We start from the raw sequence: 12,885 nt of genomic DNA, 5'->3' as shown, positions 1-12,885 counted from the left end.
GCCTCCATCGCGTTCAATATGAGGCGGTGGGCCACGATCACCGCCTGAACTGCCCGCCGAGGGTGGCAATTACAAACTCGGACCGCAATCCACGCGACTGCGGCCCTCTATCCTGACGTCTTCGGCCTCAAAAAGCAGTAGCGCAACAGGCCCACAGGGGGAGAGGGCGAAGAAACGCGCAGCGCAGGCGACCTCGCCTCAGTTCACCACATAGACATCAGGATCGGCGCTGGAGCTCGGCTTCTTGAAGGCGTTGCGCAAGGCTGATGACATCGGGACGTTGTAGTTGAGGCCGTTCGGCGGCGTCGGCGATTGCAGCCATTTCTTGTAGAGCACCTCGATCTCGGGGCTGGCATAAAGCTCCGCGGTGGCGCGATCGACGAGCGCCTTGAACGGCGCATCCTCTCGCCGCAGCATGATGCCGTAGGGCTCGGGCTTGGAGAACGCCTCGTCGCTGATCATGTAAGCTTGCGGTTCCTTCGACCGCGCGATCGCCACCGCGAGCTGGACGTCGTCGAGCGCGTAGGCCTGGGCGCGGTCGGTCTCCAGCAGCAGGAACGCCTCGGCCTGGTCCTTGGCCGGCATGATGTTGATGCCGAGATTGCGCTCGGTGTTGACCTTGGCGAGCTGCGTCAGGTTCACAGATCCCGCGACCGCCGTGACCGCCTTGCCCTTGAGATCGTCGATGGTCTTGATGCTCGCTGCCTTCCTGGCCGCGAACCGCGTCGCGCTGAGGAAATGCGTGTTGGTGAAGGCGACCTGCTTCTGGCGGTCGGCATTGTTGGTGGTCGCCGAGCAATGCAGGTCGAGCGTGCCGTTGACCATCAAGGGAATCCGGTTCGACGACGTCACCGCGAGCGTCTCGACTGAAATGTCTGATATGCCGAGTTGCTTCTTCACGGCTTCGACGATACGGAGGCAGATGTCCATGGCAAAGCCGACCGGCTTCTGGTTGCCGTCGAGATAGCTGAACGGGACGGAGGCCTCCTGATAGCCCAGCGTGATCTTCTTGGTCTCCTTGACCTTCTGAAGCGTGCCCGTGAGCTCTTCGGCCGAAGCTGTGCCGGCAAGACATGTCAGGGCCAGGAGAATGGTCGGTAGGCGCATCAGGGGCTCCTCGAAGGGGATTGGTGTCGAGCTGTCGAGGAGCTGATAGCCTAGAGGTCGGTCATGCGCCAGACGAGGCTGCGTCTACCAGCTATCGCTGTTTGATATACATTCCGTCGCGACGCCCATCGGCGCGTCACTCGCAGGTCAGCTGCTGCTCGAACCAGCCGCTCAGCCGATCCGACAGGGACGGCCACATCCGCCGAAAGCTGTCGAGCTTGCCGACATTGGCGCGGTACATCGCCCGCAATTCCCGCTCGACGGCCGGCAGGTCGACGCCCGTGCAGACCCCGTCCCGCGCGATCGTCCTGCCGGCGACGACCACCTCCTTCACCAGCGACGCATTGCCGCGCGCAAACAGCAGCGCCATGGGATCGACCGGCATGATCTGGTCTCGATCGAGCCGGTCAAGATCGATCGCGACGTAGTCGGCGGGATTGCCCACCGCGAGCTCGCCATTCCCGGGCGCCCCGGTCGCATGGCGTCCGTTGCGGATGGCGAGCGAAAACATCTCGGCCGGCGTCCATGTCGCCTTGAAGCCGAGGCCGCCATGGACCATCTGCACCAGCCGCATCTCGCGCAAAATGTCGTCATCCTCGTCCAGCGCCAGGCCGTCGACGCCAACCGTGATGGCGCAGCCGCATCTGTGCGCGGCAGCGATCGGGGCGAGGCCCGAGCGCAGATGCATGTTCGAGCTGAAATTGGTGACGATGCGCGCGCCGGAGGCTGCGATCATCTCGAGCTCTTCGGAACGGGCGTGAATGCAATGCGCCAGCGTCAGCCGCTCGGAGAGAAAGCCGACATCGCGAAGCCAACGCACCATGTCCGGAAAATTCCGATCGGCCCAAGCGCGCTGGTACATTGTTTCCAGCAGGTGCATGTGAATGCGGCGACCGGTCCGTGCGGAGTTCTCCGCGACGGCCTCCAGCAGCGGCTTCGAGCACCATTGCACACCGGCCGGCCCGAGCTGCACGTCGACCATCGGTCCGGCGATGGCTGCGGCAATTGCGTCGGTCAGCTCGATATACGCCTTCGGCGACATCGGCGCGCGAACGAAGAGATCCGCGATGGCCTTGCGATCGTCCCCGGCAAGCCCCGACAGCACCGGCGCGGCATCACCGTAGACGATGGGATTCTGGTCGCGCACCGCCATTGCAAACGCCATGCGAATCCCGACGTCGGATGCGGCTTTCGCGATGGCCTTGGCCTCGTCCAGCAGCGGCATCGTCCCGCTCGGACGCGTGTAATGGACCATCATCGCCGCGCAGCCTGCCTTGGCGGAACGGGCCAATGCCGAGACGGCGGTCAGATAGGGATCGATCGGCGAGCCCAGTGCGGTGCGCAGAATCCAGCTTTCCAGGGGCATGCCGACCGCGCCGAAGGACGACGCCGTGGCGCGGGCATGATCATGGGCGTTGACGAAGGCGGGGATGACGAAGGAGCGAGGCGCCGGCCCCGCTCCTTCCGAGATTTCGGTGATGACGCCGTCGTCGTGCCGCAGCACGACGTTCTCGCTGACGCCACGGTCAGGGCCACGGAACAGGCTGGTTGCCGAGATCTCCGTGGCCATGGCTGTTCCTCCAAGTTCAGTTGGCAGTGTACACCAGCTCCCGCTCCGCGCGCGGCGGCAGGAATTCGCGCGAGAACACCTCCGCCGGCGTCGGCGCACGGGCGAGCTGATAGCCCTCGACCACGATGCCGATCGCGCGCGTCATGCGGTCGTCCTTGATGTCGCCGATGCCGATCTCCTTCATCTCCGGCGAGACGATCAGCTTTTCGAAGGAATATTGCAGCCGGCGCTTCTCCACCTCGGCGTTGATGAGGTTGTCGTAGTTCAGCGCCGCCTTCATGCCGGCATTCTGGTCCTTGGCGATCGCGATCGCACCCTTGTTGATGGCGCGCACCAGGCCCGCGACGGCCTTCGGATTCGAGGCGATCAGCTTGCGGGAGACCATCACGCCGTTGGAGTAGAGATCGAGGCCGTATTCGCCGAACGAGAACCATTTGAAGTCCTTGTCCGGATCCTGGCGGTTGAGCACCAGATTGAAATAGCTGGTGATGTTGAAGACGAGGGCCGCATCGATGTCGCCCTTGAGCAGCATCGGCTCCTGCAGGTTCGGCGCCATGTTGGAGATCTTGATCTTCTCGCCGTCGAGCCCGTTCTTGCGGGTGAACACCGGCAACAAGCGCGTCGTCGGCGTGCCCTGCGCACCGCCGAGCGTACGGCCTTCGAAATCCTTGATGGTGTTGATGCCGCTGCTCTTCTTGGCGACGATGGCGAACGGCGGCTGGTTCCACATCATGTAGACCATGACGGGCGCCTCTTGCGGCTTGGTCGAGGCGTTCTGGATGATGGCGTTGACGTCGCCGAACCCGGCGTCATAGGCGCCGGACATCACGCGCGTGACTGTGGCGCCGGAGCCCTCCCCCTGATCGATGACGACGTTGAGGCCTTCTTCCTTGAAGAAGCCGTTGTCCTTGGCATAGAAGAAGGCGGCGTCGCTGCCCTGGGTTTTCCAGCCTAGCGTGAACTTGATCGTGGTCTCCTGCGCGGTAGCGGCGCCTGCGGACAGCGCCAATCCAAGCAGCGCGGCGGTTAACTTCCTCAACATCGAGACCTCCTCAGCTTCGTTGCGTGACGGTTCAAGAAATCAGGTGGCGATCACGTCGTTCTTGCGCGTGGCCCAGCCGGTGACCTGCCCTTCGATCAGCGAGAACACGACGTAGAGCGCGACGCCGAGCCCGGCGAGCACGAACAAGCCCGCGAACACCAGCGGCACGTTGAAATTGGAGGACGCGGTCATCATGACGTTGCCGATGCCGCGGTTGGAGGCGACGGTCTCCGACAGCACTGCGCCGACGAAGGCGTAGGAGATCGCAACCTTGAGCGATGCAAAAAAGAACGGCATGGTCCTGGGCAGACCGACGTTCCAGAGGATGTCGAGCTTGCTGGCGCCGAGCGCCTTCAAGACGTCCTCGAGCTCGGGCTCGGTGGTGGCAAGTCCGGTCGCGATATTGACCACGATCGGGAAGAAGCAGATCGACAGCGCAGTCAGCACCGCCGGCACCGTGCCGGAGCCGAACCACAGCACGAAGATCGGCACCACCGCGACCTTGGGGATCGAGGAGAAGCCGATCAAGAGCGGGTAGCAGGTGTCGTAGGCCGTCTTCGACACGCCGATGATCGCGCCGAGGGCAACGCCGAGCGCGACGCCAAGCACGAAGCCGAGCATGGTGGTGGCGAGCGTCTGCACGATATGCGGCCACAGCACCGGGAAGCGCTGGACCAGCGTCACGAACACCTGCGAGGGCCGCGGCAGCACCAGGTCGGACATGCCGGTCATCAGGCAGAACAGCTCCCAGGCGACGAAGAACAGCACGATCAGCCCCGCCGACCACGCTTTCTGCCTGACATCGATCCCGAACATCAGTCTGCTCCCTGCTGGGCCGCGCTGCGCGCATCCTCGATGAAAGCGCGCAGCTTCTGGTTCAGCGCGACGAAATCCGGCTCGAAGGTCATCGCCACGGTGCGCGGCCGCGCGAAGTCGACGCGGCTGTCGTCGAGGATCCGGCCGGGGCGCGCGCTCATCACGCAGATGCGGCTGGCAAGGAAGCCGGCTTCGCGCAGATCGTGCGTGACCAGTAGCACCGTCGGCTTGTGCGTCATCCAGAGGTTCTGGAGGATCGCCCAAAGCTCCTCGCGCGTGAACTGGTCGAGCGCACCGAAGGGCTCATCCAGCAGCAGCATGCGCGGTTCATGGATCAGCGCGCGGCAAAGATTGGCGCGCTGGAGCATGCCGCCGGAGAGCTGCCAGGGATAGCGGTTGCCGAACCCTTTGAGGCCGACCTGCTCCAGCAGGGCATTGGCCTTGTCGCGGAATTCGGTCTTGCGCAGCTTGCGGAACTTCGAGCGGAACGGCTCGACGATCTTCAGCGGCAGCATGATGTTCCGCTCGATCGTCATCCACGGCAGCATGGTCGGATTCTGAAAGGCCATGCCGACCCGCATCGCCCGGGCCGCCACCTCGCGGCCGCCGACGATGACGACGCCGCTGGTCGGCTGCACCAAGCCGCTGACGAGACGCAATATGGTCGATTTGCCGCATCCGGATGGGCCGACCAATGCGACAAACTCGCCGTCGGCGATCTTGAGCGTGGTCTTCGACAAAGCAGGCACGGCGCGGTCGCCGCGTCCGAAGGTCACCGAGGCCTCGGACAGCTCGATGGCGGTCGTCGCAGAGCCTTCGGGAACGGGCTGGCCGTCGAACTGGGCGTTGGGTTGCATGCGCATCACAGGGAAAGTGCATGCAAGCTGGATGCCAGCGGTCGAGGCCCGCGAAATCAATGGCCTAGCCGTAACCCGCGCCAAACCGCAGGATTCGATTTAGGCAGTCGGGAAGCCAAACTGCATGCAATTGGAGCGCTGAATCGACGGGAGCCTGTGCTAAAGAGAGATGTCACTCCCATGGGATTCGCCGATGGCGGCGCGCGCCAGCAGCAAGACTTCTGAATCGTCGGACAAGGTCAGCGTGATCTGTCGCGCGCTCCGGCGCGCCATCATCGAGCAGGCGCTGGAGCCCGGCGCCAAGCTGCCGGAAGATGCGCTTGGCGAGCGTTTCGGTGTCAGCCGCACCATTGCCCGCCATGCGCTGGGCCAACTCGCGGCCGAGGGCCTGGTCGAGCTCCGCCGCAACCGGATCGCCGTGGTGGCGACGCCGAGTTGGCAGGAGGCGCGCGATGCCTTCGACATCCGTATCGAACTCGAACGCCTCGTCGTGCGCCAGCTCGCGGGCAAGCTGACCAAGGCGCAGATCGCCGAGCTGAACGCCCATGTCGATGCCGAGGATCGCGCCCGCGGCGGCGCGGATGCGGTGTCGATCCGGCTCGCGACCGAATTCCACATCCTGCTCGCCCACATGACGAACAGCCCGATCCTGGTGCGCTATGTCAGCGAGGTCGCCTATCGCTGCTGCCTGACGCTGTCGCTATACAGCCGGCCGCATTCCACCGAATGCGCCATCAACGAGCACCGCGCCATCATCGCGGCGCTGGCAAAGGGCGATGCGGCCAAGGTGATGGAATTGATGCATCATCACCTGGATTCCGTGGCCAATCGTGCGCTGGTCGCCCCCACTCCGCAGCGCGGCCGCGATCTACTCGACATCCTCGCCCCTTATGCGGACGAGGTGACGAGCAATCGCGTGGTCAAGCTGCCGAAAATCGCGCGAAGGGGCTAAGCCTCGATTCCGCGCTGAACGAGGATGCGCTCGGCGCTGTCGTTCCAGACGTCCATCTTCACGATCTGCCCGTCCCTCACGACGAAGCGATCGACGTAGCGGTTGCCCTCGAACGGCGTGCCGTCCATCCATTCGCCATAGAGCGTGCCGACGCTGTAGACAACGGTCTCGTCCGCGCCCGCGCAGACGTCGAAGCGGTCCATCTTCTTCTTGACCCAGCGATAGCGCTTCGCGTTGAAGCCGGTCGGCCCGCGCGGATGGTCGAACGCGCGCCCGCCGGTGAACGTGATCACCGTGCCAGGCTTCATATAGGCCGCCGCGGCGTCGGGATCCGGTATCATCGAAGCGGTGAGATAAGCTTCGACGATCTCGGCGTCGGTCATCGGGCTTTCGGCTTTTGCGGGAGTAGACATCGCGGGGCCTCTCGGGGAGAAGCTATTCTACAATCGGCGCCCAAAAGTGCATGCACATTTTTTGGACAATCTGACCCGAGCACTGCACACAATCTGGAGCTGCCCGCTCCCATGGCTTCGGCTAGGCTGCCACAGCTGTATCCAACGCCATGACCGCCCAAGCCACCTTCGACCTGATCTTCCGCACCGCGCTGTTGCGCTCTTCCGCCGCACCGGTCGATATCGGGGTGAAGGACGGCCGCATCGCCGCGATCGCGCCAAAGCTGGCCTGCGAAGCCGTCGAGGTCGACGTAGACGGCCTCCTCGCACTGCCCGGCTTCGTCGACACCCACATCCATCTCGACAAGGCCTGCCTGCTCGGCCGCTGCGGCCACGATCACGGCAGCGTCTCGGAGGCGATCCGCGCCGTCGCCGGGATGAAGAAGGATTTCACAATCGAGGACGTCTACGCGCGCGGCGCCAGAGTGCTCGAACGCGCCATCGTCAACGGCACGACGCGCATGCGCACGCATGTCGAGATCGACCCCCGCATCGGCCTCCGCGGCTTCGAGGCGGTCAAGGCGCTGAAGCGCGATTACGCCTGGGCGATCGATCTCGAGCTCTGCGTCTTCCCGCAGGAAGGCCTCACCAACGATCCCGGAGCCGAGGAGCTGCTGATCCAGGCGCTTCGCGAGGGTGGTGAAGCCATCGGCGGCTGCCCCTACATGGACACCGACCCGAATGCGCACCTCGCGCGAATCTTCGATCTCGCCCAGGAATTCGACGTCAATGTCGACCTCCATCTCGACTTCGACCTCGATCCCTCCTGGTGGCACCTCGACGAGGTCTGCCGCCAGACCGAGCAGCGGAATTACGGCGGACGCGTCGCGATCGGCCATGCCACGAAACTGTCGGCCTTGCCCCCCGAACGGATGAAGGCGGCCACTGCGCAACTGGCAAGGTCAGGCGTTGCGGTCACCGTCCTGCCCGCGACCGATCTCTATCTGATGGGGCGCGAGGCCACGCACAACGCGCCGCGCGGGCTGACCCTCGCCCACAAGCTTGCTGGCGAGGGCGTGCTCTGCTCGGTCGCGACCAACAACGTGCTCAATCCCTTCACGCCGTTCGGCGATGCCTCGCTGCTGCGGATGGCGAACTTCTATGCCAACGTCGCGCACGCCTCGGTCAGCGACTTCGACACCTGCCTGGACCTCGTGACCGAGCTGCCGGCCCGGCTGATGAACCTCGCCGACTACGGCATCGAGGTCGGCAATCCCGCCGATCTGATCGTGCTCGATACCAAGGACAGCCGATTCGCCATCGCCGAGCTGCCTGACGTCCTGATGGGCTTCAAGCGCGGCCGGCAGACATTCGCGCGGCCGCGGCCGACCCTGTTCAAGAGCTGAGAGCGTTTCGCGGCCGATATTCCGGGAATCGCGCGCAGATCCCGGTCGGCCACAGAGCCACGGCAGTTCGATTTTACCGCCGGTTCGCGCCCACCCGAGTTCGGTAGAATCCCGGACCGTAGCCCAACGCATTGCGAGGCAGGCCGCGCCGGCATAACTACGACGTGCACTGACAATCTGCGTTCAGTGGGGAAGTATGAGTCTGTTCAGCGCATTCAGCAGCTTCGATGATGCCGCCCAGGCCCGAACGCCGACCGATACGGCGGTGAAGCGGCTGGACGGCATCGGCCACGTTCTCTCCGGCCTCGACATCTCGGGCATCCAGACGCAGGCCGACGTGAACCGTACGCTCTGGACGCTCGATGCCGCCAGCAAGTGCGTTCGCGCCGTGCTGGCGGAGTTCCGCACCCAGCCGGCCACCGAGCAGCTCGTCCGTAAATCCCGCAATCTGATCGACCTCATCGAACGCGCGCGTGACCAGGTCGGGAGCTTCGAATCCCGCGACCCGGTCCTGAGCTGACTATTTCGTCCGATTGATCTTCGCCAGAATCCGGTCCGCCTCGGTGCGCCAGTCCGCACTGCGGGCGAACTCCCCGCTGCCTCTCAACCCGAACAGCCCCTCATCGGCGAGATCGGCCATCCAGGCCTGCCGCTCGGCCGTGCCTTGCGCCGACCACGGCGTCAGCCCCGCCTCGCGCACGGTCTCGGCAACCTCCCGCACCTCCTCGGCCCGGCGGCGGCCGTGCTCGATCACGCGCTGGAAGCAATAGGCGCCCAGCTCCTCCCAATCGATCCCGGGGAACGTTTCCGCAAGCGAAGGCAGCACCGCATCCTCGACACCATAGGCGCGCGCTGTCGTGAAGCTCTCGATGACCATCGCCTCAAGGCCCTTGATCATGATGCTGCGGCACATCTTTACCGCGGAGGACACGCCGAGCTTGTCGCTGGCAACCTTGGCCGCGAAACCGATCGTATTCAGCAGCGGCTCGAGCTCCCTCGCGCCGGGTCCGCCGAGCAGCAAAGGCACCTTGATACGATAAGGCGGCACCGAGGTCATCACCGCGCCCTCGACATAGCGCCCGGCGGCACCATCGATCAGCGTCGCCGCGCGCTGCTTGGCGCCAGGAGAGGCCGAGTTGAAATCGAGGAACCAGGTGCCCTGATTGATCGCAGCCGCACAGGCCTTTGCGACCGGCACGGCCTGGCTCGCCGTGACGGCGGAGATGATGAAATCGGATTTCGCGGCCAGCTCTGCGTGGGAAGTTGCAAGAGCGACACCGAATTTCGCCGCATGCCCTTGCAGCAACGCGCCCTGCTCGCCTCCGAGCTTGATGTCGTAGGCTGAGACCTTGATGTCCTGCTGGCGCAAATCCTCGGCCAAAATCCTGCCGACCTCGCCATAGCCGACCAACCCGATCTGCCAGCGCCTGGGATCACCTGCCATCAGTTCAGCCCTCGTGTCGTCGCGTCGAAGAGCTCATCGACCGTATAGCGGCGCGGAATCAGCGCCTGCTGGAATGCGTAGTCGATGATCAGCTCGAGCGGTTTTCTGTTGGCCTCGATCCCGAACGGAACGAGGTCCGGCGTTGCCGTCGGTCCCGTCTGCGCCTTGTTCCGCTTGAGCAGATCATAGACGCCGGCGACCACGTCGGGGCGCGATTTCGCCAGGCTCTCGGTCACGACCACGAGATGGTTGATCGGGACCACGCCGCGCCGCGAATACCATCTGGCGGCCTCCGCGGCCGGTTGGGGAAACAGCGGCTTCAGCTTGGGATCATCGGAGGTCTCGCCGAGGACGGCATCGAGCTCGCCGTCGAGCAGCATCTGCAGGATCTTCTTGTCCTTCGGCGCGCGCTCGGTGGTGTCGACATACTCGGCCACATGCGGATTCTCGAAGGTGATCCAGCGAATCCTGTCGAGATCGACGCCGTAATCGTTGGCGAGGATACCCCTGATCCAGGCGCCCGTCGTGGTTGTGAAGGAGCGGATACCGACGCGCTTGCCTTCGAGATCGGTGGGCCCGAGCATCCCATGCGCGGGATTATAGAGAGCGTAGGAATGCTGGAAGCGGCCGAGCATGGTCGCCGGCAGCAGCACCAGCGGCTTGCCGTGCGCTTTCGCCATCAAATAGGTGACGATCGCCATCTCGCAGACGTCAAAGGCCTGCTCGCGCACCATCGGCTTGAACGCCGTGTTGGTCGGCGTGTATTCGATGAAATCGAGATCGAACAGGTCGGAACGGAGCGCCCCGCTCTTCACCGCCTGCACATGGTGGTGACTGCCGAGCACGGCCTTCAGCTTGATGTTGTGGACCGGCTTCATGCCAGTTCGTCCGCAACCGTCGGAAACAGGCGCTGATAGGCCTCGCCATAGGTCATGGGAACACCGGTGTTGCGGCTGCCCTGGATGCCGCGGTTCAGCGCGACGCGCTCGTAGTAGCCCCAGAGATGCTTTTGCGCAGCGAGAATCTGGAACGCCTCGTATTTCTCCTTCCAGACCTCGTCGATCTTGAGAATGGTGTCGGGCTTGTAGTTACACTGCTCGGGCTGGTGCGGCTCGAACAGGAACACCGGCGGCGCCGAATATTTGTACTGCGCGCCGGGCTTGTGGCCCATGGCCTGCGCGACCACACGCGTTTCCTGCGCGAAATGCGCCGCGTTCGGATGGTCGAAATTATAGGGGTCTTCCAGCGCATGCGTCAGGACGAAGCTCGGATTGAGCTCGCGATAGATGTCCACCATGCGGTCGAAATGCGCCTCGGTGAGCTTCAGCGGATAGTCACCGCAATCGAAGAACTCGATTTCGGCACCCAGCAGCCGGGCTGCCCGCTCCGCTTCGTCCTTGCGGCCGGCCTTGACTGATTCCAGCGTCGCGCCCTTCTCCTTCCAGGCGAACTGGCTCTCGCCGCGCTCGCCGAAGGACAGGCACACGATCTTCATCCGATAGCCCTTCTTCGCGTGCAGTGCGATGGCGCCGCCGGCGCGCCAGACGAAATCGCCGGGATGGGCGGTGACGACGAGGCCTGTTTTCATGAGCTACTCCTTTTCGTTCGTATCCATCCGCCGGCGCCCGCAATGCATCTCGGAGCAGCGTGCCGGTCGCGATGACGTGTCACGCGTCGAACCCGAACAGGCGCGCGGGATTGTCGACCAGAATCTTCGTCTGTACCTCCGGCTCCGGCGCGAACAGCGGAATCAGATCGACGAGATCGCCGTCGTTCGGCATCACCTTGACGTTGGGATGCGGCCAGTCCGTACCCCAGATGACACGATCCGGCGCGGTCTCGACGATCTTTCGCGCGAACGGCACCGCATCGGTGAACGGCGGACCGATAGAGGACACCCGCTCCGAGCCACAGATCTTCACCCAGCACTTCTCGTCGCGCTGCATCAGCTCGATCAGGATCTTGAACGGCAGCTGGTCGAGCCCGTCGGCCGCCTTCACCCGGCCCATATGGTCGATGGTGTAGCTCAGCGGCAGCCTTGTCAGCATGTCGGCGTATTCGGGCAGATCGATCGCATCGAAATGCAGATCGACGTGCCAGCCGAGCGGCGTGACCATCGCGACGATGCGGTCGAATACGCGCTTGTCGGGGACGCCGCCGAGATGGCGGACGAAATTGAAGCGGCAGCCGCGAAAACCGCCCTCGTGCAGCACCCGCAGGTCGGGCTCCGTGATGGTGCCATCGATATTGGCGACGGCCCGGTAGGCGCCGTTGCTCTGCGCGATCGCATCGAGCGCCACCCTGTTGTCGGTGCCGTGGACGCTGGCATTGACGATGACGGCGCGCTCCACGCCGAGCTTGGCATGCAGCGCGCGAAAATCCTCCAGCGGCGCATCCGGCGGCGTGTACGAACGTTCCGGCGCGTAGGGATATTTCGCGCCGGGCCCGAAGATGTGGCAATGCGCGTCACACGACAGCTTCGGCAGCCTGAACTTCGGCGCGCGCGTGTTCGGATCGGGCGGCGGAATGGTCGGTGTGTACATCATCGTCATGAGGTGAACCGCCGAAGCGAGACCGCTTGCTTCACGCCTTGCTGCCGACGACCGGCCGCCGCCGCGCCGGCGCGGCCTGGTCCAGCGCCGGCGCCTGGAAGGCGGCGACGGTCGCCTGCACCAATTGCTCGATGGCGCAAGCGGCATCGCTGCCGTCGGCCTCGCCGCGCGACAGGCGCGACACGCGCTCCGGCGTCACCAGCGAATAATAGAGTGCGCCGAGCAGGAAATGGCTGCGCCAGACGATGTCCGTGCGCGGAATGTGCGGCAGGCTCTCGTGGACCGCGTCGATGAAGGCGTGGCTGGTGTCGTCGAAGGTCTGCGCGATGATCTTTCGCGCCACCTCGTTGCCTTCCGCCGACATCACCGCGCGCAGCCGCGTGAAGCGCGCCCCGCCGCCGGCGAGATCGCTGCCGGAGGTGAAGGCCGGCACCACATAGGCGCGAACGATCGCCTCCAGCCGGTCCTGGAGATCGCGCACGCGCTTTGCGGCCGCGAGCAGCTCGGAACGGCGCAGATTCATCGGCCCGCAATGGCGCCGGTAGATCTCCAGCAGCAAGCCGTCCTTGGTCTTGAAATGATAGGTCACGCTGCCCGGATTGGCCCCGGCGGCTTGCGCAATGTCCCGCACCGATACGGCATTGAAGCCGTTGGTGGCGAACAGCTCCTCCGCGGCGGCGAGGATCGCCTCGCGCATGTTCGGCTTGCGGGCCGCTTCCTTGCTGGTGGGCTTGCGTACCATGAGAT

Annotated in this window: 14 protein-coding genes; 3 read left to right on the top strand and 11 right to left on the bottom strand. The window is 64.5% G+C overall.

Features of this window, described 5'->3' with window-relative positions:
- Positions 1-198 precede the first annotated feature (198 nt).
- The 5 genes from P0R31_RS10860 to P0R31_RS10840 form a co-directional block, all read right to left on the bottom strand.
- Complete coding sequence (locus P0R31_RS10860) at positions 199-1,107, bottom strand: amino acid ABC transporter substrate-binding protein (RefSeq protein WP_275514061.1); 909 nt, start codon at positions 1,105-1,107, stop codon at positions 199-201.
- A gap of 136 nt (positions 1,108-1,243) precedes the next feature.
- Complete coding sequence (locus tag P0R31_RS10855; RefSeq protein WP_275514060.1) at positions 1,244-2,677, bottom strand: amidohydrolase family protein; 1,434 nt, start codon at positions 2,675-2,677, stop codon at positions 1,244-1,246.
- Between the two features lie 16 nt (positions 2,678-2,693).
- A complete protein-coding gene (locus P0R31_RS10850) occupies positions 2,694-3,719 on the bottom strand; it encodes an ABC transporter substrate-binding protein (protein WP_275514059.1) in 1,026 nt (341 codons plus the stop codon).
- Between the two features lie 39 nt (positions 3,720-3,758).
- Positions 3,759-4,535 (bottom strand): ABC transporter permease, encoded by a 777-nt coding sequence (locus P0R31_RS10845; RefSeq protein ID WP_036001283.1) that lies wholly within the window; start codon positions 4,533-4,535, stop codon positions 3,759-3,761.
- On the bottom strand, positions 4,535-5,398 hold the full coding sequence (locus tag P0R31_RS10840; protein WP_430516820.1) for an ABC transporter ATP-binding protein: 864 nt from the start codon (positions 5,396-5,398) through the stop codon (positions 4,535-4,537). Before P0R31_RS10840 ends, P0R31_RS10845 begins: the two co-directional genes overlap by 1 nt.
- Positions 5,399-5,585: 187 nt before the next feature.
- On the opposite strand from P0R31_RS10840, the gene P0R31_RS10835 reads away from it, so the two are divergent.
- Entirely contained in the window at positions 5,586-6,344 is a 759-nt protein-coding gene (locus P0R31_RS10835; protein WP_275514057.1) for a GntR family transcriptional regulator, read from the top strand.
- Here the strand turns inward: P0R31_RS10835 and P0R31_RS10830 are convergent.
- Positions 6,341-6,757, bottom strand: coding sequence for a nuclear transport factor 2 family protein (locus P0R31_RS10830; RefSeq protein WP_275514056.1), 417 nt, complete (start codon positions 6,755-6,757; stop codon positions 6,341-6,343). The genes P0R31_RS10835 and P0R31_RS10830 overlap by 4 nt on opposite strands.
- A 149-nt stretch (positions 6,758-6,906) precedes the next feature.
- Here P0R31_RS10830 and P0R31_RS10825 point away from each other — a divergent pair, with 149 nt between their 5' ends.
- Together P0R31_RS10825 and P0R31_RS10820 are read left to right on the top strand one after the other, a co-directional pair.
- Positions 6,907-8,142, top strand: coding sequence for an amidohydrolase family protein (locus P0R31_RS10825; protein WP_275514055.1), 1,236 nt, complete (start codon positions 6,907-6,909; stop codon positions 8,140-8,142).
- A gap of 196 nt (positions 8,143-8,338) precedes the next feature.
- Entirely contained in the window at positions 8,339-8,662 is a 324-nt protein-coding gene (locus P0R31_RS10820; protein WP_343299306.1) for a hypothetical protein, read from the top strand.
- On the opposite strand, the gene P0R31_RS10815 is transcribed toward P0R31_RS10820, so the two are convergent.
- The 5 genes from P0R31_RS10815 to P0R31_RS10795 form a co-directional block, all read right to left on the bottom strand.
- Positions 8,663-9,586 carry a DUF1932 domain-containing protein gene (locus P0R31_RS10815; RefSeq protein WP_275514054.1) on the bottom strand — a complete coding sequence of 308 codons (924 nt, stop codon included), beginning with the start codon at positions 9,584-9,586 and terminating at the stop codon, positions 8,663-8,665.
- Positions 9,586-10,464 (bottom strand): hypothetical protein, encoded by an 879-nt coding sequence (locus P0R31_RS10810; RefSeq protein ID WP_275514053.1) that lies wholly within the window; start codon positions 10,462-10,464, stop codon positions 9,586-9,588. The genes P0R31_RS10815 and P0R31_RS10810 overlap by 1 nt, the downstream gene beginning before the upstream one ends.
- Entirely contained in the window at positions 10,461-11,174 is a 714-nt protein-coding gene (locus tag P0R31_RS10805) for a PIG-L deacetylase family protein (protein ID WP_275514052.1), read from the bottom strand. The genes P0R31_RS10810 and P0R31_RS10805 overlap by 4 nt, the downstream gene beginning before the upstream one ends.
- Before the next feature lie 79 nt (positions 11,175-11,253).
- Positions 11,254-12,138, bottom strand: coding sequence for an amidohydrolase family protein (locus P0R31_RS10800; protein ID WP_275514051.1), 885 nt, complete (start codon positions 12,136-12,138; stop codon positions 11,254-11,256).
- Between the two features lie 31 nt (positions 12,139-12,169).
- Entirely contained in the window at positions 12,170-12,880 is a 711-nt protein-coding gene (locus P0R31_RS10795; RefSeq protein WP_275514050.1) for a TetR/AcrR family transcriptional regulator, read from the bottom strand.
- Positions 12,881-12,885: the final 5 nt, after the last annotated feature.

Origin of the sequence: Bradyrhizobium yuanmingense, assembly GCF_029167105.1 — a bacterium.
Lineage (GTDB): Bacteria > Pseudomonadota > Alphaproteobacteria > Rhizobiales > Xanthobacteraceae > Bradyrhizobium > Bradyrhizobium yuanmingense_A.
Note: the sequence above shows the minus strand (reverse complement) of the source record. Positions and strands in the feature narration are given on the sequence as shown.

What these genes read in the sequence shown, in the direction of transcription:
- P0R31_RS10820 (WP_343299306.1), top strand. Translation starts at nt 8,339, where the DNA reads ATGAGTCTGTTCAGCGCATTCAGCAGCTTCGATGATGCCGCCCAGGCC.
- P0R31_RS10860 (WP_275514061.1), bottom strand. Translation starts at nt 1,107, where the DNA reads ATGCGCCTACCGACCATTCTCCTGGCCCTGACATGTCTTGCCGGCACA.
- P0R31_RS10835 (WP_275514057.1), top strand. Translation starts at nt 5,586, where the DNA reads ATGGCGGCGCGCGCCAGCAGCAAGACTTCTGAATCGTCGGACAAGGTC.
- P0R31_RS10845 (WP_036001283.1), bottom strand. Translation starts at nt 4,535, where the DNA reads ATGTTCGGGATCGATGTCAGGCAGAAAGCGTGGTCGGCGGGGCTGATC.
- P0R31_RS10840 (WP_430516820.1), bottom strand. Translation starts at nt 5,398, where the DNA reads ATGCGCATGCAACCCAACGCCCAGTTCGACGGCCAGCCCGTTCCCGAA.
- P0R31_RS10825 (WP_275514055.1), top strand. Translation starts at nt 6,907, where the DNA reads ATGACCGCCCAAGCCACCTTCGACCTGATCTTCCGCACCGCGCTGTTG.
- P0R31_RS10855 (WP_275514060.1), bottom strand. Translation starts at nt 2,677, where the DNA reads ATGGCCACGGAGATCTCGGCAACCAGCCTGTTCCGTGGCCCTGACCGT.
- P0R31_RS10850 (WP_275514059.1), bottom strand. Translation starts at nt 3,719, where the DNA reads ATGTTGAGGAAGTTAACCGCCGCGCTGCTTGGATTGGCGCTGTCCGCA.
- P0R31_RS10810 (WP_275514053.1), bottom strand. Translation starts at nt 10,464, where the DNA reads ATGAAGCCGGTCCACAACATCAAGCTGAAGGCCGTGCTCGGCAGTCAC.
- P0R31_RS10800 (WP_275514051.1), bottom strand. Translation starts at nt 12,138, where the DNA reads ATGACGATGATGTACACACCGACCATTCCGCCGCCCGATCCGAACACG.
- P0R31_RS10795 (WP_275514050.1), bottom strand. Translation starts at nt 12,880, where the DNA reads ATGGTACGCAAGCCCACCAGCAAGGAAGCGGCCCGCAAGCCGAACATG.
- P0R31_RS10805 (WP_275514052.1), bottom strand. Translation starts at nt 11,174, where the DNA reads ATGAAAACAGGCCTCGTCGTCACCGCCCATCCCGGCGATTTCGTCTGG.
- P0R31_RS10830 (WP_275514056.1), bottom strand. Translation starts at nt 6,757, where the DNA reads ATGTCTACTCCCGCAAAAGCCGAAAGCCCGATGACCGACGCCGAGATC.
- P0R31_RS10815 (WP_275514054.1), bottom strand. Translation starts at nt 9,586, where the DNA reads ATGGCAGGTGATCCCAGGCGCTGGCAGATCGGGTTGGTCGGCTATGGC.